The sequence below is a fragment of the Geobacter sp. FeAm09 genome, from assembly GCF_008330225.1.
Taxonomy (GTDB): Bacteria; Desulfobacterota; Desulfuromonadia; order Geobacterales; family Pseudopelobacteraceae; genus Oryzomonas.
The window spans coordinates 2628874-2654942 of record NZ_CP042466.1 but is presented as its reverse complement, the minus strand read 5'-3'; the positions used below and the strand labels follow the sequence as shown (position 1 = coordinate 2654942).

28 protein-coding genes and 3 tRNA genes are annotated in these 26069 nt (G+C 57.3%); 17 read left to right on the top strand and 14 right to left on the bottom strand.

Features of this window, described 5'->3' with window-relative positions:
* The first annotated feature begins 1 nt into the window (after nt 1).
* From FO488_RS12375 to FO488_RS12345, 8 genes are all read left to right on the top strand, one after another.
* Nucleotides 2-1546: a glycosyltransferase family 39 protein gene (locus FO488_RS12375; protein WP_149210837.1), complete on the top strand. Its 1545-nt coding sequence runs from the start codon at nt 2-4 to the stop codon at nt 1544-1546.
* Nucleotides 1543-3117 (top strand): hypothetical protein, encoded by a 1575-nt coding sequence (locus FO488_RS12370; protein ID WP_149210836.1) that lies wholly within the window; start codon nt 1543-1545, stop codon nt 3115-3117. Before FO488_RS12375 ends, FO488_RS12370 begins: the two co-directional genes overlap by 4 nt.
* 64 nt (nt 3118-3181) lie before the next feature.
* A complete protein-coding gene (locus FO488_RS12365; protein WP_149210835.1) occupies nt 3182-4597 on the top strand; it encodes a hypothetical protein in 1416 nt (471 codons plus the stop codon).
* 125 nt (nt 4598-4722) lie between these two features.
* Nucleotides 4723-5100, top strand: coding sequence for a PilZ domain-containing protein (locus tag FO488_RS12360; RefSeq protein ID WP_149210834.1), 378 nt, complete (start codon nt 4723-4725; stop codon nt 5098-5100).
* A 31-nt stretch (nt 5101-5131) separates the two neighbouring features.
* On the top strand, nt 5132-5521 hold the full coding sequence (locus tag FO488_RS20030) for a methyltransferase domain-containing protein (protein ID WP_240731898.1): 390 nt from the start codon (nt 5132-5134) through the stop codon (nt 5519-5521).
* Nucleotides 5515-5868 (top strand): hypothetical protein, encoded by a 354-nt coding sequence (locus FO488_RS20025; RefSeq protein ID WP_240731896.1) that lies wholly within the window; start codon nt 5515-5517, stop codon nt 5866-5868. Before FO488_RS20030 ends, FO488_RS20025 begins: the two co-directional genes overlap by 7 nt.
* On the top strand, nt 5841-6638 hold the full coding sequence (locus FO488_RS12350; RefSeq protein WP_149210833.1) for a glycosyltransferase: 798 nt from the start codon (nt 5841-5843) through the stop codon (nt 6636-6638). The genes FO488_RS20025 and FO488_RS12350 overlap by 28 nt, the downstream gene beginning before the upstream one ends.
* A 119-nt stretch (nt 6639-6757) precedes the next feature.
* Nucleotides 6758-7210 carry a hypothetical protein gene (locus FO488_RS12345; protein WP_149210832.1) on the top strand — a complete coding sequence of 151 codons (453 nt, stop codon included), beginning with the start codon at nt 6758-6760 and terminating at the stop codon, nt 7208-7210.
* 26 nt (nt 7211-7236) lie between these two features.
* On the opposite strand, the gene FO488_RS12340 is transcribed toward FO488_RS12345, so the two are convergent.
* From FO488_RS12340 to FO488_RS12325, 4 genes are read right to left on the bottom strand one after another with little or no spacing between them, the layout of a single operon-like run.
* Nucleotides 7237-8340, bottom strand: a complete 1104-nt coding sequence (locus FO488_RS12340; RefSeq protein ID WP_240731894.1) for a (Fe-S)-binding protein — start codon at nt 8338-8340, stop codon at nt 7237-7239.
* 45 nt (nt 8341-8385) lie between these two features.
* Entirely contained in the window at nt 8386-9318 is a 933-nt protein-coding gene (locus FO488_RS12335; RefSeq protein ID WP_149210830.1) for an Mrp/NBP35 family ATP-binding protein, read from the bottom strand.
* A gap of 55 nt (nt 9319-9373) precedes the next feature.
* Entirely contained in the window at nt 9374-9712 is a 339-nt protein-coding gene (locus tag FO488_RS12330) for a DUF134 domain-containing protein (protein ID WP_149210829.1), read from the bottom strand.
* Between the two features lie 2 nt (nt 9713-9714).
* Complete coding sequence (locus FO488_RS12325) at nt 9715-10095, bottom strand: NifB/NifX family molybdenum-iron cluster-binding protein (protein ID WP_149210828.1); 381 nt, start codon at nt 10093-10095, stop codon at nt 9715-9717.
* A 405-nt stretch (nt 10096-10500) separates the two neighbouring features.
* Between FO488_RS12325 and FO488_RS12320 the strand changes: the two genes are divergently transcribed.
* The 9 genes from FO488_RS12320 (at nt 10501) to FO488_RS12275 (ending at nt 19419) form a co-directional block, all read left to right on the top strand.
* A complete protein-coding gene (locus FO488_RS12320) occupies nt 10501-10869 on the top strand; it encodes a hypothetical protein (RefSeq protein WP_149210827.1) in 369 nt (122 codons plus the stop codon).
* 119 nt (nt 10870-10988) lie between these two features.
* Nucleotides 10989-12287: a TolC family protein gene (locus tag FO488_RS12315; protein ID WP_149210826.1), complete on the top strand. Its 1299-nt coding sequence runs from the start codon at nt 10989-10991 to the stop codon at nt 12285-12287.
* Nucleotides 12284-13519: an efflux RND transporter periplasmic adaptor subunit gene (locus FO488_RS12310; RefSeq protein WP_149210825.1), complete on the top strand. Its 1236-nt coding sequence runs from the start codon at nt 12284-12286 to the stop codon at nt 13517-13519. The genes FO488_RS12315 and FO488_RS12310 overlap by 4 nt, the downstream gene beginning before the upstream one ends.
* A 35-nt stretch (nt 13520-13554) precedes the next feature.
* On the top strand, nt 13555-16659 hold the full coding sequence (locus FO488_RS12305) for an efflux RND transporter permease subunit (RefSeq protein WP_149210824.1): 3105 nt from the start codon (nt 13555-13557) through the stop codon (nt 16657-16659).
* A gap of 29 nt (nt 16660-16688) precedes the next feature.
* Nucleotides 16689-17030 (top strand): P-II family nitrogen regulator, encoded by a 342-nt coding sequence (locus FO488_RS12300; protein WP_149210823.1) that lies wholly within the window; start codon nt 16689-16691, stop codon nt 17028-17030.
* Nucleotides 17031-17152: 122 nt separating this feature from the next.
* Nucleotides 17153-17482 (top strand): helix-turn-helix domain-containing protein, encoded by a 330-nt coding sequence (locus FO488_RS12295; protein ID WP_205743268.1) that lies wholly within the window; start codon nt 17153-17155, stop codon nt 17480-17482.
* Nucleotides 17479-17754 (top strand): hypothetical protein, encoded by a 276-nt coding sequence (locus FO488_RS12290; RefSeq protein WP_149210821.1) that lies wholly within the window; start codon nt 17479-17481, stop codon nt 17752-17754. The genes FO488_RS12295 and FO488_RS12290 overlap by 4 nt, the downstream gene beginning before the upstream one ends.
* Nucleotides 17755-18397: 643 nt before the next feature.
* Entirely contained in the window at nt 18398-18700 is a 303-nt protein-coding gene (locus tag FO488_RS12280; protein ID WP_149210819.1) for a hypothetical protein, read from the top strand.
* A gap of 155 nt (nt 18701-18855) precedes the next feature.
* Complete coding sequence (locus tag FO488_RS12275) at nt 18856-19419, top strand: hypothetical protein (protein WP_149210818.1); 564 nt, start codon at nt 18856-18858, stop codon at nt 19417-19419.
* Between the two features lie 341 nt (nt 19420-19760).
* Here the strand turns inward: FO488_RS12275 and FO488_RS12270 are convergent.
* The 10 genes from FO488_RS12270 to FO488_RS12225 form a co-directional block, all read right to left on the bottom strand.
* Nucleotides 19761-19836, bottom strand: a tRNA-Val gene (locus FO488_RS12270).
* A gap of 8 nt (nt 19837-19844) precedes the next feature.
* Nucleotides 19845-19921, bottom strand: a tRNA-Asp gene (locus tag FO488_RS12265).
* Nucleotides 19922-19951: 30 nt separating this feature from the next.
* On the bottom strand, nt 19952-20233 hold the full coding sequence (locus tag FO488_RS12260; protein WP_149210817.1) for an HU family DNA-binding protein: 282 nt from the start codon (nt 20231-20233) through the stop codon (nt 19952-19954).
* Between the two features lie 211 nt (nt 20234-20444).
* Entirely contained in the window at nt 20445-21701 is a 1257-nt protein-coding gene (gene clpX / locus FO488_RS12255; RefSeq protein WP_149210816.1) for an ATP-dependent Clp protease ATP-binding subunit ClpX, read from the bottom strand.
* A complete protein-coding gene (gene clpP, locus FO488_RS12250) occupies nt 21698-22297 on the bottom strand; it encodes an ATP-dependent Clp endopeptidase proteolytic subunit ClpP (RefSeq protein WP_149210815.1) in 600 nt (199 codons plus the stop codon). Before clpP ends, clpX begins: the two co-directional genes overlap by 4 nt.
* A 9-nt stretch (nt 22298-22306) precedes the next feature.
* Nucleotides 22307-23623, bottom strand: coding sequence for a trigger factor (gene tig / locus FO488_RS12245; protein ID WP_149210814.1), 1317 nt, complete (start codon nt 23621-23623; stop codon nt 22307-22309).
* A 64-nt stretch (nt 23624-23687) separates the two neighbouring features.
* A tRNA-Leu gene (locus FO488_RS12240) sits at nt 23688-23772 on the bottom strand.
* Nucleotides 23773-23867: 95 nt separating this feature from the next.
* The gene (locus FO488_RS12235) at nt 23868-24224 is read right to left on the bottom strand and encodes a translation initiation factor Sui1 (RefSeq protein WP_149210813.1); all 357 of its coding nucleotides are present in this window, start codon (nt 24222-24224) and stop codon (nt 23868-23870) included.
* 132 nt (nt 24225-24356) lie between these two features.
* A complete protein-coding gene (locus FO488_RS12230; protein ID WP_149210812.1) occupies nt 24357-25178 on the bottom strand; it encodes an NAD+ synthase in 822 nt (273 codons plus the stop codon).
* Nucleotides 25178-26026 carry a nitrilase-related carbon-nitrogen hydrolase gene (locus tag FO488_RS12225; RefSeq protein WP_149210811.1) on the bottom strand — a complete coding sequence of 283 codons (849 nt, stop codon included), beginning with the start codon at nt 26024-26026 and terminating at the stop codon, nt 25178-25180. The genes FO488_RS12230 and FO488_RS12225 overlap by 1 nt, the downstream gene beginning before the upstream one ends.
* Nucleotides 26027-26069 lie beyond the last annotated feature (43 nt).

Sequence of the window (26069 nt, the reverse complement as noted above, 5' to 3'; positions counted from 1 at the left end):
CATGAAGCTGCCCAGTACCACTACGCCGGGACCGATGGTCCCCTTGCTGTTGTTCTTCATGACGATTCTGACCCGCATCCCCTTTGCCGGCCGTCTGCTGTATCACATCGATTCGGTGCAGTACGCCCTGGCGCTCGATCACTATGACATCCGCCTCCACCAGCCCCATCCGCCGGGCTATTTCCTCTACGTCCTGCTGGGGCGCCTGGTCCGCCTGGCCGTCGATGATCCGAACCTGGTGTTCATAACCCTCAGTGTCCTGTTTACCTCCGGGTGTGTGGTCGTGGTCTATCTTCTGGCGCGGGACATGTTCGGCGGGCGCTGCGCGCTTCTTGCGGCAATCCTGGCCATCACCAGCCCCAACCTCTGGTTCCACGGCGCGGTCGCCCTGAACTACGGCCTGGAGAGCTTTTTCAGCGCGGCAATCGCCTACCTCTGCTGGAAAATTGTTGCCGGGAAGAAGCATGCAGTCTGGCTGCCGCTTGCCATCATTCTGGCGCTCTCAGGCGGCATTAGACAGAATACCCCGATTTTTCTCCTCCCGCTGGTGATGTATGCCTGCCGGAGATTGCCGTTGCGTCTGCTTTTGTTCGGCGCTGTTGCGTTCACTTGTGTCACCCTGGCCTGGTTCGTGCCGATGATTGCCGCCACCGGAGGTTGGGAGGCATACAGTTCCGCATTCCGCGAACTCTGGCATTTCAATACGGGGCACAACAACGTCTTCGAACAGGGGCCGGGGATGCTCCTGGTGTATGCCTACACCCTGCTCAATTTTACCACCTGCGGTATCGGCGCCGGGGTCGTGGTTCTCCTCTTTTGCGGGTATATCGCGCTACGCCGGGGGATATGCGGACAGATGGACAAGGAGAAACGGCTTTTTTTCGCCATCTGGATCGCGCCGGCCGTTCTCTTCTACCTGCTGATCTTCATACACCCCGCAAACCCCGGCTATGCCCTGATCTTCACGCCCCCCCTGTATATCCTGCTGGCCCGGGCGGTGGAGTATCTCCATCGGGAGCTGTCAACCTTGCTGGCGTGGAACTGGAACCTCATCATTGCCGCGGTCCTCGTCGGCGTCAACCTCGCCCTGTTTCTCTTTTCGGCCTATCCCATTTCCGCCTCCATCATCCGCAAGCACGACCGGGACCTGGCCCGCATGCTCGAGCATCTCAAAACGTTCGATCCTGCTGTCACGGCGCTGTTCATCGGGCCGTACATCTTTTACGGATTCAGGCACGTGATGTACTACCTCCCGGAATATACCGCCTACCAGGCCGAATACACCGTGGCTCCGGACGGACAGGTCCGCGAGTTCCTCGGGGGCAAGAACCGCCGGACTTTCCGCATGAAAACTATCGAACTGCCCCGGGGAATCAGCCGCTTCGCTTCCCTGGTCAATACGGACTACCGGGAGCACAAGTTCCACCCGGACGGCATCCGGGTGGATGTCCTGCTTCCGGAGAGCTATGTGGCTTCCGGCCCCATTCTCCTGGTGAACCGCCTGTACCCGAAACTTCCCTTGACCGTTGGGGGGAGCATGCCATGACAACGAAAACGGCCCGCATGGTGCGCCACTACCTGATCCCCCGCGTATCCGACGTCCTGTTTGGCGCCGTGCTGCTGTACACCACTGTCTTCGCCGGCATGCGGATGCTGGGCGACGGGGATACCGGCTACCACATCAGGGCGGGCGAACTGATGCTGAAGAGCGGCACCATCCTGCACTTCGATCCGTTCGCGCATATCCGGCCGCAGCTCCCGTGGACCGCCCACGAGTGGCTTGCCGAGATCATCATGGCCCTCTGCCATCGCGTTGCCGGCTTGCCGGGGGTCGTGCTGCTCTTTTCCCTGGTGATTGCCGTCACCAACATTCTCCTGTTCCGGATGCTCCGTGGCCGGGGGGCGGGCATGCTCCTGTCGTCGGCCATCCTGCTCCTGTTCATCGCATCGGCCAAGATGCACTGGCTCGCCCGGCCGCACATATTTTCCCTGCTGTTCATGCTTTCCTGGTATATCGCCCTGGAAAAACTGCAGGACGGAGGGGCGATACGGGCATGGCTGCTCCCTGCGAGCATGGTCCTCTGGGTCAACCTGCATGGCGGGTATGTCGTCGGCATATTTCTCGTTTTCCTCTATCTTGCCGGCAATCTGTCCCTCTATTTCGTCGACCGTACGCAATGGGTTGCCGTGGCCAGGCAGCGGGTCGCCCTGTTGTTGAAGATTCTTGGCCTGGCGCTGGCCGCGGCGCTGCTCAACCCCCTCGGCTACAAAATCTTCCTGTTTCCCTTTCAATTGGCCCTGGACAAGACGCTCATGGACAGCGTCCAGGAGTTTCTGTCGCCGAACTTTCACGAATCGCAGATGCTCAAATACCTCCTCTTTATCCTGGTGGCCGTTCCCGTTGTCAGCCGGCGCAAAATGTCGCCGGTACATCTCTTCCTGATCTTGTTTTTTCTGAATATGGCTCTTTATTCCGTGCGCTACACCCCGCTTTTTGCCCTGATCCTTCTGCCGATCGTCACCTGTCATCTGGATATCGGCATGGAGGAGCATTTTCCCCGGATCGCCCGTTTTTTCCGCGGACGCGAAGCCACTGTCGCCTCGGTCGAGGCGCTGGCGCGGGGGCGGCTGTGGCCGGTCCTGATGACCCTGGCGATAACGGTCGCCATCGTCTCCGGCAGGGTATCCTACGGTTTCGACCCAAAGATCAAACCGGTGGCCGCCCTGGAATTTTTGCAGCGGGAGCGGATTCCCGGCAATGTCTTCAACAACGACGAGTTCGGCGATGTGATGATCTACGCGCTTCCCGGCCAATATCAGGTTTTCATCGACGGACGGCTCGACATGTACCACTCCGCCGGCATTTTGAAGGACTACTTCAAGGTCACGACGTTACAAGCCGGGTGGGAGAAGGTGCTCGACAAATATGCCGTCGGGTGGGTCTTTTTCGATACCAATTCCGTTCTCGCCCGTTTCCTGCAGGCAATGCCCGGGTGGCGGCTGGTCTATTCCGACAAGGTTGCCAGCGTCTTTGTGAGGAATAGCCCCGAATATGGCTACCTGATAGAAAAGTATCCGAACCGGCAGCTTGCGGCAAGCGACGAGGTGAAGAAATGATTCCCTCCCGGTGGAGGGCGTCCCGGAGTACGCGCTCCATCATCGACGAGAAGGGGTGATGCCGTTGCCCGCGCCATACGCAAACAGGGCCATACTGCTCGCTCGCAGAAAGGCATGCAGCCGCCTCCTGTTCTGCTCGGTTGTCGGCTCCCTGTTCGTACACAGCCTGATGTTCGCCGCCATGATCGCGCCGGTGATGCAACTGCCGGTAGCCGCAACCGCGGAAAAAAACGAATTCTTCCGGCTCTCCTCGATTTTCTTCCCTGGCGGCGGGGAGACGCCTTCGGACGCACCGCCGTGGCACCAGGACGCCTCGAATACCCCTCCTGACCATGGCGCCCTGGCGGCAGCCCCGGGTGCTCCTGAAGAGGCGGTCCCCCCATTGGAGCAGGCGGCTGCTGAAGAGAACGACGAAACGCCCGCACCACCCGTCGACGAGGGGGGCGTCCCGGAGATGGTCATGCCACGTTCTCTCGGGCAGATCGTTGCGCAACGGCGGCCTCGGCCCGCGACAGACACGGCGGCCACCGGCAACGCCCCACAGCAGCAGGGACCGGCGGCGGCCGATGGCGGCACCCCCGCCGCCGGGCAGGAAAAGGACCGCCGTGCTGCCATGCATGAAGAGGAGAAGCGCAGGGCAGAGGAAGAAGCCGCTCGGCAGGCGGAGTCGGCCCGTCTGGCATTGGAGCGCCAAGAGCAGGAACGCCGGGAGCGGGAGAGAGTTGCCTGGGAACAGGCCGCCCGCCTGACGGCGGACCAGGAGCGCACCGCCCGCGAGGCAGAACTCCGCAGGGTGGAGCAGGAGCGGCTTGTCCGTGACAAGGCCCGGCAGGAACAGCTAGCCCGCGAACAGGCGGAGCGTGACCGCAGGAGCCGTGAAGAGGCGCTCCGCAAGGCAGATCAGCAGAAAAGGGACCGGCTGCTTCAGGAGAGCAACCGATTGGCGGCAGAGAAGAGCTGGTTGGATCAACTGGCCAGGATGCAGAACACTCAAGCGGTGAAAGGCATTCCGGTCCCCATTGTTACGGGTGACCTTAAACTGGTCATCTCCGGCAAAAAGCATCCACCGTTGACCGTCACCTTCAAGGAGTTCAAAAAGGCGCGGCGGGACAGGCCGTTCACCCGTACCGAGGCCCGCAGCGGTACGCCGGTCTTTCCGGTCATGGTGGCAACCCGCGCCGACATCCGGGAAGCGGTCGTCGAGAAGGCCAGGGAAGGGGTCTATACATTTTCGCAAGAGCATTGCGGCAATTGCGACGCCTCCTTTGCTCTGATCCTTTATGAAGCAACGGCAAAGCGGGTTAAAAAGGCCGTGCATCCGCGTACGGTCGGCGGAAAGGAGATCGTGGCCCGAATACTCATGCCGGAAGGGGTCCTCTGGGATGACGATGCCGCATTTACCGGCAGCATCGAGGATACCGACAGCATAACAAAATTTGAATCGACATCCGGCCTGGTCTGGAAGGAATACTCTGAATAGCACTTTTGACAAGAAGGCATTATGCGCTTACTATTTATGAAGGATCTTTTAGTTTGGTGCCTGCACGTCTCAAAACGGTCTGCCGGGTGATCTCTATGTGCGAGTAATCCGCGGAGGAATGCAACATGGAAAACAGAAATTTTACCAGGGTCGATTTCTCTGATGGCGCGTCAATCTCCTATAACAACCACCTGGTGTGGGGCACCGTAGAGAATCTGAGTCTCCAGGGGTTCTATATCAGAACGTCCCGCAGTATGAAGCCGGACATGCCATTGAATCTGCCGTTGGACGTTACCATCTATCATCCTCCCCATTCGTCCATCAACGTGCGGGCAAGCACGGTTCATTGCGAAGAAACGGGCGTAGGCATGAAGATCGACGAACTCGATGCGGACTCCTTTGTCAGGCTGGTTGACGCCATTTCCTTGAAAAGCGCCGCCCCCGGCTCGATAATGCACGAGACGTATAAGGTCGCCAGTTGTGTCAAGATCGTGAATGTCTGAACCCCGGCGCCGCCCGGTTTGGCAGGAGTGAATGGATCTACGGGAATTCACCATACACCATGGGAAAAGGCATCCCTGGGAGGTCGCACGGCTCAAGGCCTTGCAGAAGATCCTGGACCCTGTCATGTTCGAGGGAATTTCCGTTCTCGATGTGGGGTGCGGCGACGGTTTCATCTCCGGGAATATCTTCAACCGTCTTGCGAGCAAAGAGGTGACGGCGGTCGATATAAATCTCACCGATGAACTGATCGCCGCTCTTGCCGACCCTGCCGGGGGGATGAGCTATTGCCGGGAAATGCCCGAAAAGGGGGTGTACGATCTCCTGCTCCTCCTGGACGTGCTGGAGCATGTGGCGGCCGACCGGGAATTCCTGACGGATATGGTTGGCCGGCATGCCCCCCGGGGGGCAAGGTTATGCTAACCGTCCCCGCCTTCCAGTGCATATACGGTCGGCACGATGCCTTTCTCGGGCATTACCGGCGCTACAGCCTGAAGGAACTCGTTGCCCTGGCAACGGCGTGCGGGCTGGAAGTCGTCTCCTCCGGCTACCTTTTTTCCAGCCTCCTGCTGCCCAAACTTGTTCTGTATAAACTCCTGCATATCGGCAAGGAATCGGATGGCGTCGGGAAGTGGGACCGGGGCGAGGCCGTCACCGCGGTACTCGGCAAGGTGTTTGCCTGGGACAACAGTCTTTTGATCGCAGCCAGCCGTTTGGGCATAAAGATCCCCGGGCTTACGGGATGGGCCTTATGCGAAAAACGAGGATAATCGTACCGTGCTATAATGAAGCAGCACGGCTGGCCCCGAAGGCTTTTCAAGAGGCGCTGGATGACAACGGCGACCTGTCGTTTCTCTTTGTGGACGATGGGAGCACGGATGGCACGCTGCCGCTCCTCACCTCTCTGAAGGAACGGAATCCGGCCCGGGTGGAGGTCGTGAGCCTGGAAAAAAACTCGGGCAAGGCCGAGGCGGTACGCCAGGGCATGCTCGCGTCGCTTCGTGGCGCTTTCGATTATGTCGGGTACTGGGATGCCGATCTGGCGACCCCCCTCGACGTCATCGGGGATTTTTGCCGGCTGCTCGATTCCACGGGTGCGGAGATCGCCATCGGCTCACGGGTGCGCCTGCTCGGCCGGAGGATTGAACGTAACGCCTGGCGGCATTACTGCGGCAGGCTCTTTGCCACATGCGCATCGCTCTTGCTCGACATCGGCGTTTACGACACCCAGTGCGGCGCCAAGATGTTCAGGAGCAGTGCGGCCGTGCGGCGCGTATTCGGCACGCCCTTCAAGGTGGCCTGGACCTTCGACGTTGAAATGTTCGCCCGGTTCCCCATCGTTATGGGGGTTTCCCCTGCGGAGGCAAGTTCCCGGTGGGTCGAGTTTCCGCTGGTGCAGTGGATGGATGTCAAGGGGTCCAAGCTCACATGGAGGGACTATCTCAGGGGGGGGCTTGAGTTCTGTACCCTTTTCTATTACCTGCGCACCCCTGCCCACCGGGCTTACGAAAGGTACCTCGGCATCCCAGAAAGAGGCTGAGTTCAAGGTTACGGGGCGAAGCGCCGAGGTGGCCATTTACGGCCTGCGCAGGGTGAGCGAGTGACTGAACCGCAGAATGGCAGCGGATTACGACAACTATCCACAGGAGGGACAACGAGATGAAGAGAGCATTTCTTGCCGTACTGGCGCTTATGTTCTGTGGCGGCGTTGCGGTCGCCGGAGGAGGCCTTGACGGCTTTCTCAACAGCCTCAATATCCAGGCGCGGGCCGACATGAACGGCTTTTCCGCCAAGGTAAGCGCCCAGTTCGGCGTCCCGCTGGTGCAGGTCCGCACCATCATGGACACGGTAAGGGAACCGGCCGACGCGTTCATGTGTCTCCAACTCGGCCAATGGACGCAAAAACCGCCCGAGCAGGTTGTCAGGGTCTACAAAGCCAACCAGGGCAAGGGGTGGGGCGTCATCGCCAAGAGTATGGGGATCAAGCCAGGCTCTGCGGAGTTCCACGCCCTCAAGCGCGGTGACCTGACCTTCAGCGGCCGCCCGGCCGGCGACGACGAAGGGCAGGGGAGGGGCAAAGGGAAAGGGCACGGGAAGGGACACAACAAGTAACGGTTTGGCCGTGAGGCAGGCCGGCTTCAGTCGGCCATGACCTCCTCCCACAGCTTTTCGCCATCAGGCCCTTCGAACATCCGGCGCGCCCGTTCCTTGACCCCCCTGTAATCGGGCTCCCGTTCAAGGAGCAGGTTCAAGGCATGGGTAACCGGGACGCCGGGGAGCATGCTGTCGTATTTCAGAACGCAGCTCAGGCAGTACCCCACCAGGACGTCGGCGCCCGTTTGCTGAAATTCGTCCCGCCGCCGTTCCACCAACTCATCCACCAGGTCGGGGCGGAAATGGGACAACTGGCCACCGCTGCCGCAGCAGATGGTGTTTGCCCGTGTGTGTGACATTTCCGTGATGGCAAAGCCGGACTGTTCCAGCAGCGTGCGTACCTGGCCGCCGAACAGCCCGGCAGTGCGGTCCGGGCATGCGTCATGGACCGTGCAGCGTCTGCCGCCTGCACGCTCTCCAGGGCCAAAATCCAAGACCTCGTAGACGGTCTGGATGGCCACGCCGCTTCCCCGGAGTATTTCCCCCAAGTCGTGGTAACATCCCGGACAGGCCACGACCAGCCGTTTTATCCCGTGCTCCCGGACAAAGCTCCTCAGATGTTCCTGCATGTTTTGCAGCCGTTGCCGCAATCCCAGCTGGTCCAGAACCTTGCCGCAGCAGGCCGTCCAGATAGCCTGGCAAACGCCGCTCTCTTTCAGGCGCCCGAACACCTCCCGCGTGAGCCCGGGAGAGTAGGTCATCAGGCTGCATCCCGGGAAAAAACATGACGTCGCCTCACCGCTCGCCTCCAGGTCTTGGTAGTCGATGCCGCACTGTGCGCGGTACATGCTCATGAGGTTGCGTTCCCGGTCCGGGTAGAGGTAGCGGAATTCCTCCACGGCAAATTCGCCGTTTTCGACCGCTTCCCGCCGTTTGGCGGCAAACAGCTCCAGAGGAGCCACCCCCTGCGGGCAGACCGCTTCGCAGGCACCGCAGAACGAGCAGCTCAGGGCCTCGTGCAGCGTTGCCCCGCGCGCGGCCATTGCCGCAGGGGATTCCCCCGACTCGGTCAGAATGTGGCAGCTATCTGCGCACAAGCCGCATTCTGTGCAATTGTTCCGTATGTCGGCCAATCTGGCGTCATCCATAGTACGTCCCGTGAATGCAGGTACACGTGCCATGCCTTCGGTCTGTTACCGCTCCTGGCCCGAGCAACATTCCCCGGGCTCGGAACATTGCTGCGCTTTGCTGCCGCCGCAACATGAGTCTGCTTCCGGCTTATTCCGCAATTCCAGGTAAACCGATCTCAGCCGCTCGACGATTTCGCCGAATCTGGCGGCGGTTTCGGTTGTGGGATATGCGCTCAGGTAGGGGCGCTCTTCATCTCCGCTTCGGGCGATATCCGGGTCGATCGGAATCGTGCCGAGGAACGGGACGACGAACTTCTGGGCCAGTTTATACCCGCCTCCCGCGGAGAAAATGTTCGCCTCCGCGTGGCAGTGCGGACAGATGAAACCGCTCATGTTCTCCACGATCCCGTTGATGGGCAGCTTGAGCTGCCGGCAAAAGTCGATGGATTTTTCCACATCGATCGTTGCCAGCTGCTGCGGCGTGGTGACGATGACGGCGCTGCTTTTTGCGGTATCCAGAAGCTGGACGACGGAAAGCGGTTCGTCGCCGGTGCCGGGGGGGCAATCGACGACCAGGCAATCCAGATCGCCCCAGGCAACATTTTCGAAAAACTGGCGAATGATGCCTGCCTTGGCCGGTCCCCTCAGGATTACGGCATCTTCGCTGCTGTTGAGCAGAAACCCCATGGAGATGACCTTCAAGCCATCGTAGACTTCCTGTGGGACGATCTGATCATCCACGAATTTGATCTTTTCGTTGGCAAGCCCCAGCATCTTCGGGACACTCGGACCGTGGATGTCCACATCCAGGATTCCGGTTTTCAAGCCCTGCATGGAAAGGCTCAGGGCGAGATTGACCGAAACGGTGCTTTTCCCGACCCCGCCCTTGCCCGACATGACGATGAAGGTATGCTTGATGCTGCCGATTTTTGCGTTTAACGCGGCATTATTACTCTGACAAGACGATTGCTGACACGTTGCTGCCTGTTCCGTCATACTGCCTCCAGTGGGTACGGTAATTCATCGCGAACTGCTGTGCGAAACAATCGGGTCATTCCACTTCCTCATTTTCACCGGGGATGCCGGCCTCCCCATGTTCCTGCGTGCCGCCGGAGATCGCCAGCGCCTTGTGCCCTGCCAAGGCTTGGGCCACTTTGAAGCGCGCATTGGCCAGAAGCCGCTGAACCGTGCCGCGCGACACCCCCATGCAGGCTCCCGCCTCCATCTGGTTTTTTCCCTCTCCGTCGCACAGATGAAGCACTTCCAGTTCGTCATGGTCGAGCTTGATGATTTCCATGTCTTTCAGTGGTGTTCCCGCCGGCTTGAACACGGCGGAATACCCCGCACGGTGCGGGCAGGTGCAGATCCTCGGCTTGCGTGGCCGCGCCATACTTAGTGCGAGCACCCTTGGCTGTGCCCATGTCCGCCGCAGGTGTGACCCGGCATGAACTCCGGCAGAGCATTGTTGCGCAGCAGTTCGAGATTCCTGCCGATATTCCCCGCCTGCGCCTGGAACACGCGCATACCGGCACGATTGAGCTTATGCAGCGCCCCGCCGCCAATGCCGCCAACCACGATTGCCTCCACCTGATGACCACCCAATCCTGCTACCGGGTTACAGGCGCCATGTTCGTGGATCTGGTCGCCGTTATCGAGCGCCGCCACCTCGCCGGTGGCGATATCCACGACGACAAAGCCCGGTGCAGACCCAAAGTGGCCATACACCTGACTCTCCAGGCCCTGATTCTCCTGGACGGGAAAACAGACTTTCATTGTGGACCCCCTTGGCATCATTATGTGTCTATGCACATATTAGGTATCCCAAAAGCAGGTGTCAAGTTTTTTGTGCATAAGCACATAATTATGAAATGGCGACAGGCCGCATTCCAGGCCCTTGGGGTAGAACGGAAACGGCCACCTGCGCATCAATGCGGGTGGCCGTTTCCTGTTGCAGGCGAAACAGGGGTGATTTTTAATGACTGTTCTTTGTTGGTAACTATTTTAAATAAAAGATAAAAATAATATTCTGCTCGGGCCTTCTGATGCTGAAGGCTTGAAGCTGGCAGCGCAAATTTCGACCCCGTTCAAGGGAAAAACTGTCAGGTGATTACCATCTTTTGTACACATATCTTGATACTTGACATGCTCCACAATTATTGTTTATGGTAAAGACAAGTTATGCGCAAACTCATCCCTCTAAAATTTGTGTCAGGACTGCTGCTTCTGGTCATGATGATCGTAACCGTACAGGGTGTGCATGAAAGCGCTCACGCCATGCAAGGTTCCATCACGTCATTGAACGGCTCAGTCATGAACCAAGCGGATTTAGCTTCATCCGATCAAAACCCTTGTGGCCAGTCGTCAGAACATCAGGACTATGATGCCTGTGATGCCTGCATTAACTGCGAATGCCACGCGCCCTTGACGGCATCACAATTGGCACCACACTATAGCCCCATGATTTCAAGTTTGCGTTTCTCCGGCCCATACCAGTATCTTCCGGAAGTATTTCTTTCCAAGTTTATTCCCCCGCAAAACCTGGCCTAAAACACTACGACGGGTGGAGTCCATCCCTGACTCAGGGATAACTGTATCTTCTCTTCAGGCCGTAGTGCGTCCGTAATCACCCCATATCCCTTTCCACACAACAAAATAAGGAGGTTCCATTGGGAACGACTGTATTTGCACGGGGAGTTCTGCCCCTGGTGCCGATAATCGTCTGCGTACTGACGGTTACCACGGCTCGGGCAGACGAGCCGGCCATGTCATTGCCGCAGGCCATCGAGTATTCGCTGCGGAACAACGGCGAGCTCAAAGCGCTGCGCATAGAGAAAGATATCCGTGATGCCGCCCGAATCAGGGCTGGTCTCCTGCCGAACCCAACGCTCGACCTTGAAGCCGGTACCGGAGCCCTGACCGGAAGCAAAAGCGAAAACAGCCTGGCCATAGGGCTGTCGCAGGAGTTTCTCCTCGCCGGCAAGCGCGACAAGCGACTGGCCATCGCCGAGCGGGAGCTGAATATCTATCGCTGGCAACTGGCGAACCAGGAACGGCTGCTCCGCGACGAGGTAAAGACGGCATTCTACGAAGCGGTACTGGCCAGAGAGCGGCTGGCTCTCATAGACCGTTCCATAGCCCTCAATCGGCAGCTTCTCGAAGTAACCAAAGAACGCCTGACAGCCGGGGACATCCCGGAACTGGAGATGAACCTGGTCAAAGTCGAACTGGCGCGGAGCGAAGGAAACAGAATCGAGGTGGCAAAAGCCATGCTGCAAAGCCGGGCCAGGCTCGGGACGCTGATGGGGCTTCTGCCTGGCAGTCAGCCGGCGATCGAAGGACAACTGGAGCCTGGCGTCCCTGTGACAAAGTCGCTTGCCGATCTGAGACAACTGGCACACGCCAACCGCCCGGATCTTAAGGTCCTGGAAGCGGAGAAAGGATGGGGAGACGCGGAGATTCAACTTGCCCAGGCGGAAAGTGTCCCCAACCTCACGACAGCTCTCGTGTTCAAACGCGATACGACCTCAATGGAGATTGGCGACGCGGAAAGAAAAGACACCGCTTATACCATTGGTGTCAGGTTCTCGATCCCCATCCCCGTTTTCGACCGGAACCAGGCAGGCGTCCAGGAGGCCAGGGCCAAGAAGAACAGCAGTGAGACGCGTTTGGCCGCTGCTGCCGGAACGGTGGAACGGGAGGCCGAAACAGCCTACGCATCCTACCAGAACGCCATGTCGGTGCTTGCCCTCTACAGGGCCGACATCATCCCCCAGCTTGAGGAGAACCTGCAACTGACCCGGGAAGCCTATCGCCTTGGCGAAGTGAGTATTCTTTCGGTCATTCAAGAACAGAAAAAATTCTTCGAGGTCAACGACGGCTACCTGAACGCGCTCCATGACCGGCAGGCAGCCCTGGTGAAGCTCGAATCGGTTACCGCATCAGAATTTACCGGAGGTGATAAGTGAAGAAGAGGGCACTACTTATTGGACTGATCCTGGCCGTAGCCGTGGGCGGCGGCCTTTACTACCGCACCGTTTCCACCAAAGATGATGCGGGAAGGGCCGCCGGCCATACGGATGAAAAGGCCGACGACAAAGGACAGGGAAACGAACAAGGCGGCCACGCAGGACACGATGAAAAAGGCTCAATCAAAATGGCTGCCGAACAGCAAAAGCAAAACGGAGTAGTGGTCGAAACGGTGGCAAAACAACGGCTTGCCGGTGTCATCAGTGCTACGGGCAAAGTGGAGGCCAATGCCGACAAGACCGCTCACGTTTCCCCACGGATCTCCGGCAAGATCGTGAGTGTGAAGTCTTCCTTGGGAGACGGAATTGCCGCTGGTCAAGTGCTGGTCACTCTGGACAGTGTGGAACTTGGCGAGGCGCTGAGCCGCTATCGCCAGTCAAAGACGAAGCTCGCCCTGGCCCAGGCCAACATGGAACGGATAAAGGCCCTGGTCGAGAAAAAGATTGCGGCCCGCAAGGACATCCTCCAGGCCGAGACCGACTTCAAGATGGCCCAGACCGAACTGCGCACGGACGAAGAGCGGCTATCGCTTTTCGGAGTGAATCTTTCCGATGTCAGAAGCGACTCTCATAAGAAGCCGCTCTTGCCGGTCCGCGCGCCCATCGCTGGAGTCATTACTGAAAAGCACGCAATTGTAGGTGAACTGGCGGATCCCTCCCAAAGTCTTTACACCATCGCCGACCTTTCCTTTATCTGGGTTGTGGTGGACATCAATGAAAAGGATCTGGCCAAGATTCACCGCGGCCAAACAGCCTCAGTCTCCGTCGGTGCATTTCCCGACCTCAAGCTGAAGGGACGCATTACCTACATCGCCGATTTGGTAGATCCGAACACCCGCACGGTCAAAGCCCGCATTGAAGTACCCAATACCGGCCGGAAGCTGAAACCGGAGATGTTTGCCACGATAGAACTGGCGCTTGCCGCCGATGCGGCACCGGTTCTGGCGGTGCCCGAGGATGCCATCCAGGACCTGGATGGCAGGAAGGTGGTCTTCGTCGCAGAGGGCAAGGACGAATTCGTTGCCCGCACGATTCAGGCCGGCCGGGCAACGGGCGGCATGGTCGAAATCGTGTCCGGTTTGAAAGAGGGGGAACAATTGGCCGTCAAGGGGTCCTTCATTCTCAAGTCGGAAGTGAAGAAGGGTGAAATGAAGGATGACCATGGTCACTGACCACAACTAATTCTACGAACGGAAGCGAGGTTCCGATGCTGGAAAAATTAATTGCCTACACCTTACGGCAGAAGGGGATGGTCATCCTCCTGGCGCTCCTGATCGTCGCCTTCGGCCTTTATTCCTATGTAAAACTGCCCATCGACGCCTTTCCCGATGTAACCAACATCCAGGTGGAGGTCGTCAGTCACGCCGACGGCCTGTCGGCCATCGAGATCGAGCGCAACGTCACGTATCCCATCGAGATGGCCATGCGCGGCCTGCCGGGGATCGAGCAGATGCGCTCCGTCACCAAGTTCGGCTTGTCCATCGTCACCATCGTCTTCAAGGACAATGTGAACATCTACTTTGCCCGGCAGCTGGTGTTCGAGCGCTTGGCGGAAGCCCGGGAAAAGGTGCCCAAAGGGGTCGAGGTGGCCATGGGGCCGATCGGTACGGCCATGGGGGAAATCTACCAGTACAACCTGGAAGGAAAAATGCCGGACGATCCCCAGCAAAAGGTCGCCTACTTGACCAATCTGCGCACCATCCAGGAGTGGGTTGTCACGCCGCAATTGAAAAATGTCGCAGGGGTCAACGAAGTCAACTCCTACGGCGGATATTTCAAACAGTACCAAGTGCTGGTTTCACCGGAAAAATTGGTGAAATACGGCATTAACATCGATGACGTCTACAACGCCATCGGCAGCAACAATGAGAATGTCGGCGGCAATCTGCTCGAACGGGGCACCGATCAGTATATCGTCCGAGGCGTTGGTCTGATCAGGGATGTGGGAGATATCGGAAATATCGTGCTGAAATCGGCTGGCGGCACCCCCACGTATATCCGTGACGTGGCCCAGGTAAAGGTCGGCGAGGCGGTGCGCATGGGCGCCGCCATGAAAAACGGCAAGGATGAGTGTGTCGGCGGTATCGTCATGATGCTCCGGGGCGAAAACAGCCGTGACGTCGTCCGGCGGGTTGCCGCCAAGGTCAGGGAGATAAACGCAAACAACATCCTGCCGGAAGGGGTCAAGATAGTTCCCTACTACGACCGGAGCGATATCGTCAAGGCCAGCGTTGGCACGGTCAACAAGGCTCTGATCGAAGGCTCCATCCTGGTCTTGATCGTGCTCTACCTGCTCTTGAACAGTATCCGCGGTAGCATCGTCGTGCTCATTGCCCTGCCGCTCTCGCTGCTGGCCACCTTCATCGTCATGAAGCTGACCGGCATCACCGCCAATCTGATGTCCCTCGGCGGCCTTGCCATCTCCATCGGCATGATTATCGACACCACCATAATCCAGGTGGAGAACGTTCAGCGGCATTTGAGCGAGGGGGGGGGACGCCATCCAAAATTGACGACGGTACTGAAAGCGGTAATGGAAGTGCGAAAACCGAGCATTTTTGGCGAGCTGATCATTGCCATCACCTTCATTCCCATCCTGACACTCGAGGGAATCGAAGGGAAAATGTTTGGCCCGCTGGCTCTCACCGTGGCTATCGCGCTCCTCGTATCCCTGCTCCTTTCCATCTTCATCATCCCGGTGCTCTGCATCCTCCTTCTGAAACCTCACCCGGAAAAGGAAAGCTTCATCATGAAGCGCGCTCACCGGCTCTATCAGCCCCTGCTCAATTACGCCATGAACAAGAAGCGTGTGGTGCTGGGAATTGCCGGCATACTGCTGGTCGTTTCCCTCTTCTTGGCAACCCGGCTGGGGACAGAGTTCATCCCAATCATGGACGAAGGGGCTTTCGATATGGACATCTCCATGCTTCCCGGTGTCTCCATGGAGAAGGCCCTGGAGGTGAACAAGCGCGTCGCCGCAAAGCTGAAGGAGTTCCCCGAGTTGGATACGGTGGTGGGGCGCACCGGGCAGACGGGAGTAGCCCTTGATACCCGAGGCTCGGACAAAACCGGTTACGTGGGGATATTCAAACCTAAAAGCGAATGGCCGCGCAATATCACCAAGGAAGAGGTAACCAACCAGATGCGTCAGGCTCTCGAAGCTATTGCCGGCATCACGGTCGGATTCAGCCAGCCGATACAGTGCCGCATCGACGAATTGGTGGCCGGCACCCGGGCGCAACTGATCGTCAAGCTGTTCGGTGAAGATATCAAAGTGCTCAGCGAAAAATCCCAGGAGGTCACCAAGGTGCTGTCAACCGTCAAGGGGGGCACAGACCTGAATGCCGAGAAAGTTTCCGGCCAACCGTATCTGACCGTCGATATCGACCGATCGAGGATCGCGCGCTACGGCCTCAATATCAGCGACGTGCAAAAGGTGATCGAGATCGCTGTTGCCGGCAAGGTGGCATCTCAATTGTACGAGGAAAACCGCAGCTTCCCCATTACGGTGCGGCTGCCGGAGGAGAAGCGCAACTCCCTCGATGCGATCAAAAACCTGCTGATAACCACAGCCGCTGGGGTCAATGTGCCGCTGGAGCAGTTGGCCGACGTGAAGATGGTTGAAGGGCCGGTGCAGATCAGCCGACAGGACGGAGTACGGAGGATCGGCATCGAGATGAACATCACCGGCCGGGACATCGGCAGTTTTGTAGCCGAGGCGAAACAGAAGATCAGGGAACAGGTCAAACTGCCGCCGGGCTACTACCTCACCTGGGGCGGCCAGTTTGAAAGCCAGCAAAGGGCCATGAACCGGTTGATGATCATCGGTCCGGTAGCCGTCGGCTTGATCCTGCTGCTTCTGTACGTCACCTTCCGCTCGATCCGGCTGGCTCTGCTGGTCATATCTAATCTGCCGTTCGCCCTGATCGGTGGCGTCTTTGCACTCTTCATCTCCGGCCAGTACCTTTCGGTGCCCGCGTCGGTCGGTTTTGTCGTGCTGTTCGGCGTGGCGGTCCTGAACGGCTTAGTGCTGGTATCGCGCATTGCGCAACTGCGGGACGATGGGCTGTCACTGGACGAGGCCATCAGAAAAGGGGCTTCCGACCGCTTGCGCCCGGTACTGATGACCGCCTCGATTGCCATCTTCAGCCTGATTCCGATGCTGCTGGCCGGGGGTACCGGCTCGGAGATCCAGAAACCACTGGCAACAGTCGTCGTGGGGGGGCTGGTGACTTCGACCCTGCTCACGTTGCTGATCATCCCTTCGGTGTACGGTTGGTTCGAGAAACGCCATGCCGAAGAGGAAATGTAATCCCGACTCTCTGAAGAAAGGAGCAGGCAATGAAAGAGATTAAAGCGATTATCCGGCCATCGAAACTGCGGGATGTGGCAGAGGAACTCCACTCCATTCCCGGTCTCCCCGGGGTTACTATCTCGGAGATCAGGGGGTTTGGCAAAGGCCGGGCAAAAAACGCCATCGACAAGGTCGTGTACGAGATGGTGGAGTTCGTTCCGCGCATCCAACTTGAAGTGGTGGTGAACGACGATATGGCGGAGGCGGTCGTCACCGCGGTTCAGAAATATGCCCATACCGGCAATTCGGGCGATGGGAAGATATTCGTCTCCACCGTTGACGATGTGGTCAAGATCAGGACGAACGAAAGGGGGAGCACAGCCATATGATGGAGCCCGCTTACAATGGCCGCGAACAAACTGCGGATGATCATCGATAACGAGACAACTATGGAGGACCGATGAACAACATATCTGGTGAAGGCATAAAGACGGAATGCCGGCGTTTGTCCATGGCCGATCTCGCCGGGATATTCACCAAAGTGGCTGTTGCAAAAAGAAATAGCAGGAAAGCTGGTGCAGTGAAAGCAAACAACAGGAAGACGGGGCACGGGAAGGTACAAAGAGTCCACAAGCCTGTTCCGCCGGGAACGGAAGAAAAAATTCTGGCTTTGGTTGAAACGCACCCGGAGTGGGGAACGCAGAGACTCAGAAACGCTCTCGAGTACCAACACGTATCGCTAAGCCGGCAGTCTGTTTACAAGATCCTCAAGAAATACAACCTTAACATTCCCTCCATGCGCAAGCAATGGGGGCATCACCTCAAGGAGGCTCATTCATGAAAAAGCTTATGGTAACGGTTTGTGCAGTCAGTGTGTTTTGCGGAGCAGTTCAGGCTTTTGCCGCTCTCCCGGCAGAGAGGAAGAATATCGGCCCGCTTTATGGCAAAAATTGTCCTAAGGTAGTCGATTCTCTGCCGGAACGCATTGCAAAATTGAAAATTGAAATTGCCAAGGGAGATAAAGTCTATTCTCCCGATGAGTTGAAGCTGCTTGAACGCAAGCTGAAAGAGGATAATCAAACGATGAGATCTCTACACAAGCCGGGAAAATAGCAAACGCAAGGATCAGTCCTGAGCATGACGTTAAAAGGCTCTTTAAAAAAATGCCAGAGAAGGAAAAGGGCAACGTGATGACACCTCTGCATCTGGCTCTTGACCAAGTCTGCCAACAGAGAGCTATGCTGGCAGGTAACAAAAGCTGAATAACGTAAAGTTTAACGCTTTTGATTTATGTGTATTTGAATCTGTTGTCTTTGGGTAGTACGAACGTTTCTTCCATCTTTCAACGAGTTTGTAAATGAGAACTCTTATATTTCGAATGATCTGTGCATTGCTGTTGCTCTCCCTCGGGATAATGTTCTCGGGTGCCGTTCTCATTGCATCAGCCGAGTCTCCAGCGGCAATTGAGGCAGGCAACCAAAATCACTGTAATCCCGATGGTGCACAAAGCTGCCCGCTTCCCGGCACCACACCAATTTGCCCTTTATGTGTATGCGTAATTGCGGATGCGGCCTCATCGTTTGTTCTACGGGCCAATATCAGGGTGATTGACTGCAACTTTGCCGATGTTGTTCGGCTCATTCCAGACCCGCATATAAACGAAATTTTTCATCCTCCGAGAGCATGACATGGATTTCGGGCTCTTCGTGAAAACGAAACGGAATTTTTATTGGGCAACCATCAAGGAGGAACAATAATGAAAATGAAAACCATGGCATTGGTTCTTGTCGCGGCAGTTTTGACCTTGAATAATTTTGTGTCTGCTGAAGACAGACAGATAAATGTTATTTCCACTGAGACGCTTAACAAGTTCAGGCAACACACTACGGACTTGAGGGAGCAGCTGAAGGCCAAGGATTTGGCGTTGCGCTCCCTCTATACATATGATGGATTGGACACGAGGCGCGTCGTAGAACTTGAAGAAGATATTAAGGGGATCAAAGCAAAGATTCGATCTGTTGCAGCAGGTATGAATCTTACTGTCATTAATTTTCTATAGCTACCAGTAAGCATATAAGAGGGAGACATATGGCTCCCTCTCAAACTCGCAAACTGCAACTATTAATCAATGGGTCTATTGGCCACGCTAATTATTAATGAGCCCGGGTTGTTGACCTTCCCATATCTTGAAAAATGAAAGGGTGGTAGATAACAATGAAAATGAACATATGTATGGTCGGAGCGCTGTTGTTGCTCGGTGTAGCTGCAAGTGGTTGTGCAAATAATCGCGATCTTATCGCCAAGTCTGTAATTCCAGCCAGGAATGATGTTTTCACCGAGGGAGGAAATGGCGCTCAAGCGGGAAGGGCGGTCGTCGATTTCACACTTTTGGTCAAGAGCAATCTATATTACCTCATGGGCACGTACGGCAAGCATACAGCCCCTCCATACCGAGCGCACCTCAATATTGATGGACAGACAACAATACTTGAAGCCGACCCCATTCTGGAAGACAACAACTCGGTTGGATTGAAAGCGCCGGAGAGCGGCACCGGTTGGAAATATCAGTTCAGCAAGCGGTTGACTCTTGCGCCCGGAAAACACAGGCTAAGTATAGCACTCCCGATAGATGACGTGATTGTGGAGCGGGAAATCGAGATTCGCCCCGGCATTAACACGGTTGCCGTTACGCCGGTGTACAAAAGGAAGATGCTTCGCCCCTATAAAGGGGAAAATTTTTCTGCGGGAGTAAAAACGGTGGAAATAGCTGTTAATTAAATGCCTTCTGCAAGTTGAACTGGCCAGGGCGCTGCCCATTCTGAAGCGTCGTAGGCGGCAAGGATTCGAGTCTGGTTTTATGTCCCAACCAGATAAAAGGAGTTAAGTAAAACGCCTAACCCGGCCATTGGTAAACCCCGTCTTTTCAGGCGGGGTTTACTGTTTCAATGAACAAGAAGTCTTGGGGGTAAATCGCCTCACAACGTGTTTTTGCATATGCAACCAACATTAAAAAATAAGCCCATCTCATCCCCTTCTGGTGTATCAAAAAGTGGACTTGATGGGCTATTCTTGTTGGTGGCGTCAAAAAACTCTTTCAAAATCAACCACTTACAATTTAATGGTGGGCGAAACAGGGATCGAACCTGTGACATCCAGCTTGTAAGGCTGGCGCTCTCCCAGCTGAGCTATTCGCCCGAATTTTATGGCGGGGTTGACGGGGCTCGAACCCGCGACTTCCAGCGTGACAGGCTGGCACTCTAACCGACTGAGCTACAACCCCTCAATCTTCGACGTACTTTGCAGTACGGGATTACTTCTTGCTGTTGACGGCTTCCTTGAGGGTCTTACCCGGTTTGAACTTGGGCACGACAGCGGCCGGAATGCTGATCTTCTTGCCGGTCTGGGGATTCTGACCCTTGCGGGCAGCCCGTTTTGCGGTGGAGAAGGTGCCAAAACCAACCAAGCTCAGCTTGTCGCCTTTTTTGAGGGCGCCGGTTACGGTGGTGATGAAAGCAGCAACAGCTTTTTCAGCTTCAACCTTTTTAAGCCCAGCCTTCTCTGCTACTGCGCTAATCAGTTCGGATTTTGTCACGTTACACCTCCTGTTTTGTTATGGGAATACAAAGCGAGTCAGTGTTTAGCAGATTCCCGCGAAGACTGTCAAGGAAATTTTCGCGCAAAGCGCCATTTCAAGGGCTATTGGAGCATCTTTTATGCCGCAAAGCGCGATAAAATAACGCTTTCGTCCGTTTGCCTATATGTAACATCCAGAAATTACAGTAAAACTTTCAAGTCCCGAAGGGTCAGGCAGCATCATTCACCTGCTGCTCATAAACGACGATCGGCTTTTCCTTGCGATAGATGACATCCTCGCTGATAACCACCTCTTTGACGTTCTGTTGCGAGGGGATCTCGTACATGATCTCCAGCATGGAGTTTTCGAGAATGGAGCGCAGGCCCCGGGCGCCGGTATTCCTCTTGAGCGCCTCCTTGGCGATGGCGACCAGGGAGCCGTCGGTGAAACGCAGGCGGACGTTCTCCAGGTCGAAGAGCTTCTGATACTGCTTAACCAGGGCGTTCTTGGGCTCTTTCAGGATCTGTACCATGGCGTCCTCATCCAGTTCGGTGAGGGGGGCCAGGACGGGGAGCCTGCCGATGAATTCGGGAATGTAGCCGAATTTGAGCAGGTCCTCGGGAGTCACGTTGTTGAGCAGTTCCCCGAGTTTCTTCTCCTCGCGCTTTTTGACGTCGGCGCCGAATCCGAGGCTCTTCATGCCGATGCGCTGCTGGATGACGCTCTCCAGGCCGGCAAAGGCGCCGCCGCAGATGAAGAGGATATTGGTGGTATCCACCTTCATGAATTCCTGCTGGGGGTGCTTGCGGCCTCCTTTGGGGGGGATGCTGGCCACCGTGCCCTCGATGATCTTGAGCAGGGCCTGCTGGACCCCTTCGCCCGATACGTCGCGGGTGATGGAGGGGGAGTCGGTCTTGCGGGCGATCTTGTCGATTTCATCGATGTAGACGATCCCCTTCTGGGCACGTTCCACGTCGTAGTCGGCCGCCTGGAGCAGGCTGAGGATGATGTTCTCCACGTCCTCGCCCACGTAGCCTGCCTCGGTCAGGTTGGTGGCATCGGCCATGGCGAAGGGCACTTTCAGAATGCGGGCCAGGGTTTGGGCCAGAAGCGTTTTGCCCGAGCCGGTGGGCCCCAGGAGGAGTATGTTGCTCTTCTGCATCTCCACGTCGCCCGGCTTGCTTCCCGACTCGATGCGTTTGTAGTGGTTGTACACCGCAACCGAGAGCACCTTCTTCGCCTTGTCCTGGCCGATGACGTACTCGTCGAGAATCTCCTTGATTTCGCGAGGCTTGGGGAGCTTCTTCATGTCCGGCCCCAAGGTCTCTTCCATCTTCATCTCTTCGGCGATGATGTCGTTGCAGAGTTCGATGCATTCGTCGCAGATATACACCGCCGGCCCTGCGATCAGCTTTTTCACCTCTTCCTGGCTTTTGCCGCAGAAAGAGCAGGTCAGGTTTTCCTGATTGGTGTCGCGTCGGCTCATGCTGCACCTCCCGTATCGGGCTTCCTGATGAACGTCGAGTCAACCAGGCCGTACTCCCTGGCCTCGTCGGCGGACATGAAGAAGTCACGCTCCGTATCCGTTTCCACTTTTTCGAAGGGCTGGCCGGTCATCTCCGCGAGGAGGTGATTCAGTTCGTCCTTCATGCGCAGGATTTCCTTGGCATGGATGTTGATGTCGGTAGCCTGTCCCTGGAATCCTCCCAGCGGCTGGTGGATCATGATTCGTGAATGGGCCAGGCTGTAACGCTTCCCTTTTTCCCCGGCTGCCAGGAGAACGGCGCCCATGGATGCCGCCTGGCCGACGCAGATGGTGGAGACCGGGGCCTTGATGTAGCGCATGGTGTCGAAGATCGCCATGCCGGCCGTTACCACGCCGCCGGGAGAGTTGATATAGAGGTGGATGTCCTTGTCCGGATCTTCGGCCTCAAGAAAAAGCAACTGGGCGATTACCAGGTTGGCCACGTGGTCGTCGATGCTGCCGCCCAGGAAGATGATCCTCTCCTTGAGGAGGCGTGAATAGATATCGTACGAACGCTCGCCGCGGCCGCTTTGTTCAACCACTATCGGGATATACATTGTTTCTCCTTACGCCTCGGCCTGCTTCAACTCGGAGGCGTCAACTTCAGTGATTACAGCACTGCCCAGCAGAAAATCGATGGCCTTGTCTTCCTTGATCTCGGCGATGAGCGAACTCTTGAAATTACGGTTCGTCTCGTAATATTCCTTGACGCGGTCGAGCATGTCCGGATTGCCGGCGGCGATCAGTTCGTAACGTTTCGCCAGGTCCTCATCGGCAACCGTGATATTCTCCTTGGTCACCAGGGCCATGAGGAGCATTCCCCCCCGGACCTTGTCGGCTGCGGCGTCACGGAAACGCTCACGGAAACCGTTGTCGTCCAGGCCCATCATCTCGATGGACATGTGCTGGCTCTGCAGACGGTTCTTGAGGTTTTCCAGCATGGCGTCCAGTTGGCGCTTGACCAGGGCATCGGGAACCTCGAGGGGGTTCTTGTCGATCAGGGCCTGAACTATGTGCTCCTTGAGCTCGCCCTGAATACGGTCGGTCTCGTGCTTTTCACGGAATTCGACCATTTTGGCCCGCAGCTCTTCCATGGACTCGTACTCGCCGAACTGCCGGGCAAATTCGTCGTCCAGTTCGGGCAACTCCTTGCACTTGCCTTCCTTCACGGTGACATGGAAGACGCCCTCTTTGCCGACCGCCTCGGCAAGGCGGTAGCCGACGGGCAGGGTGACGGGGATGTCCTTCGTCTCGCCGAACTTCATGCCGATCAGCCCTTCCTCGAAGCCGGGAAGGAGCCGGTTTGCACCCACCTCGATCTGGGCATCCTCGGCAGTGCTGGTTTCATTGGGATACCCTTCCACGGAAAAGGTGTAGTCGACGGTGACGATATTACCATTCTCCACGGCGGCATCGTCTTTCATGGGCACGAGCTGGGCCATGCTCTCCTGCATCCGCTTGAGTTCGGCCTCGATGCTGTCCGGGTTGGGAACGTAGATCTCCTTTTTGACCTCCAGCCCGGTGTACCCGGTAAGGAGTATTTCCGGCAGGACCTCCACCAGGGCGCTGAACTTGAAAGGCGCCCCCTGCTGGAGGATGTCGCTTTCGACGGTCGGGGCGTCCACCGGCTCTATCTTGTGCTCGCCCAGCGCCTTGAAGATGGTCTGCTGGTAGATGCTGCGCATGACCTCTTCACGCATGGTATCGCTGTAGGTGCGCTTGATGAGCTGCATGGGGGCCTTGCCGGGACGGAACCCCTGGAGTTTGGCCTTTTTCTGGATGCCCGCGTAAACCTTCTCGATCTCGGCATCGACCTGTTCAGCCGGGACCTCGATATTGACTCTCTTCTTGACCGGGCTTATCTCTTCGACGTGAACCTGCATTTCGGATAACCTCTCCTGATTGAAATTTGTTTCGTGCCCGCCCCTGCGGTGCGCGTTGTTACATTGGTGCGAGAGAGGAGACTTGAACTCCTATACCTTTCGGTGCCAGATCCTAAGTCTGGTGCGTCTGCCAATTCCGCCACTCTCGCACGAGCGCCTCGCCTACGATCCAAGCTTGGCAAAATAAATCGAATATAAAAAAATATTTGAAAAAATCATTACGGTCAAGGAATTAATTGTACCCTCACCCTCCCGCCAGTTTGACCCGGTATCCGCGGGACTCCAGTTCCCTGAGCAGGGTGTCGCGATGATCTCCTTGGATCTCGATGACGCCTTCCTTGACCGTTCCTCCGCAGCCGCAGCGTTTCTTCAAAGCCCCGGCCAATTCCTTCAACGCCTCTCCCGTGAGCGGTACGCCGGTGATGACAATAACGGTCCCCCCGCCGCGCCCCTTGACCTCGCGGCGCAGGCGGACCGTCCCGTCGGCCGGCGGCGCCGGCACCTGCTTCGGCGTCTGCGTCCTCTGCGGCTTGGCGGTGCCAAGGTTCACGCGGCCTGTTTCGCTGGAGTAGACAAGTGTTGATTCATCACGTCGCTTCATGCGTGTTTCCTCATTCTTCCCGGGTGCGAGCACCAGCATGCCGCACCCCGGTCCTGAAGCCCTGCCGTCCTGTTACCCCCATTGTACCAGAATACGCCGGCACGTCGTCAACTCCGCTTTCCGTTGACGCCCTTATTTGCCCCAATCCCGGGAATACCTGAAATCCCGGTCGATGGTACGGTTGGACACCTTGGCGATCACCGGCAGGCGCCGCTTGAAGTGGGAGTTCTGAACCTTCCTGTAGATGGTGTCGATGAACTCCGGGCCAAAGCCGGCGCCGATCAGTTCCTCCCGGGACAGGCGCAGGTCCACCATGCGGTAGAGCAACTCATCCACCTGGCGGTAGGAGAAACCCAGTTCCTCCTCGTCGGTCTGTCCGGCCCACAGGTCGGCGGAGGGTTTTTTCTCGATCACCTCGCCCGGTACGCCCATGGCCTCGGACAACTGCCAGATCTGGGTTTTGTACAGATCGCCGATGGGGTTCAAGGCACTGGCCATGTCGCCGTAGAGGGTTCCGTAGCCGAGCAGCAGTTCGGTTTTGTTGCTGGTGCCCAGCACCAGGGCGGAGTAGTGGGCGGAATGGTCGAAGAGGATGGTCATGCGCTCGCGGGCCATCTTGTTGCCGCGCCGCATGTTGTTGGCATCGGGGAACATCTGGAAATAAGCATCCACCATGGGGGTGATCGGCACCAGCGAGAACTCCACGCCGCATGCTTGGGCCACCAGGCGGGCATGGGCCTCGCTCTCGGGGTTGCTGGTCTTGTAGGGCATGCAGATGGCGTGGACGTTTTCGGCCCCCAGGGCCTCGGCGGCGATGAATGCCACCAGAGCCGAGTCGATCCCCCCCGACAATCCCAGCACGGCCTTTTTCACCCCGACCTTGTGCACCTCGTCCCGAACGAAGCCCACCAGCATGGTGCGCAGCAGTTCCGTATTGGCTGACAAACCCGCCATCACAGGCTCCTTTCCCGTTCGATGCGTCTGAGTTCCTGCAGGGTCACGAACAGGTTCTCGTCCCGCAGCATGGGGGAGAAGATCCGCTCCCGCCGCAGGGCGCCTTCCTCCACCCGGGCGCTGACGCTGTCTTCTTCCAGCAGTTTGGCCCGTACGGCCGATTCGCCCGATGGCGCGATATATTCCGAGCCGCCCCAGAAATTGACGCCGTCTTCATACCCCACCCGGTTGCAGTACAGTACCCGGCAATTGAGGAACAGCGCCGTGGTGGCGGTCAGTTTCTGCCAGGACGCCGCCGAAGCGAGGGACTCCCCCTCCACGCCGCGCCCGGGGCTGCTGGAGAGGCAGAGCAGGGTCGCTGCCCCGTCCATGGCCAGGATGTAGGAACTCGAGAGATGCCACATATCCTCGCAGATCAACAGGCCCATGCGGCCGAACCTGGTGTCGAAGGCCCGGAAACGTTCCCCCCGGGCCAGGTAGCGCTGCTCGTCGAACAGGCCGTAGGTGGGGAGATAGACCTTGCGGTGGAGGTGCTTGATCGCCCCGTCCTCCAGGTACAGGGCGGAGTTGAAGAAGCGGTAGTCGTCGGTCACCTCCACGAAGCCCACGGCGATGGAGATGCCGCGGGACAGCTCCACCAGCCGCGCGATCTCGGGCGAATCCAGCCGCCGGGCCACTTCGGGCACCAGGTCCTTCAGGAAGTAGCCGGTCAGGGCCAGTTCGGGGAAAAGTATCAGGTCGGCCTTGGCCGCCTTGGCCTGCTCGATGCGCTCTTCGATGAGCGCAAGGTTGTCGGCGACACAGCCGAGCTTGGGTTTTATCTGGGCCAATACGACGGTGAAATCCATGGGTATCTCCTCGTTAGCAGGCTGTTGAAAATCTCTTGCGGGG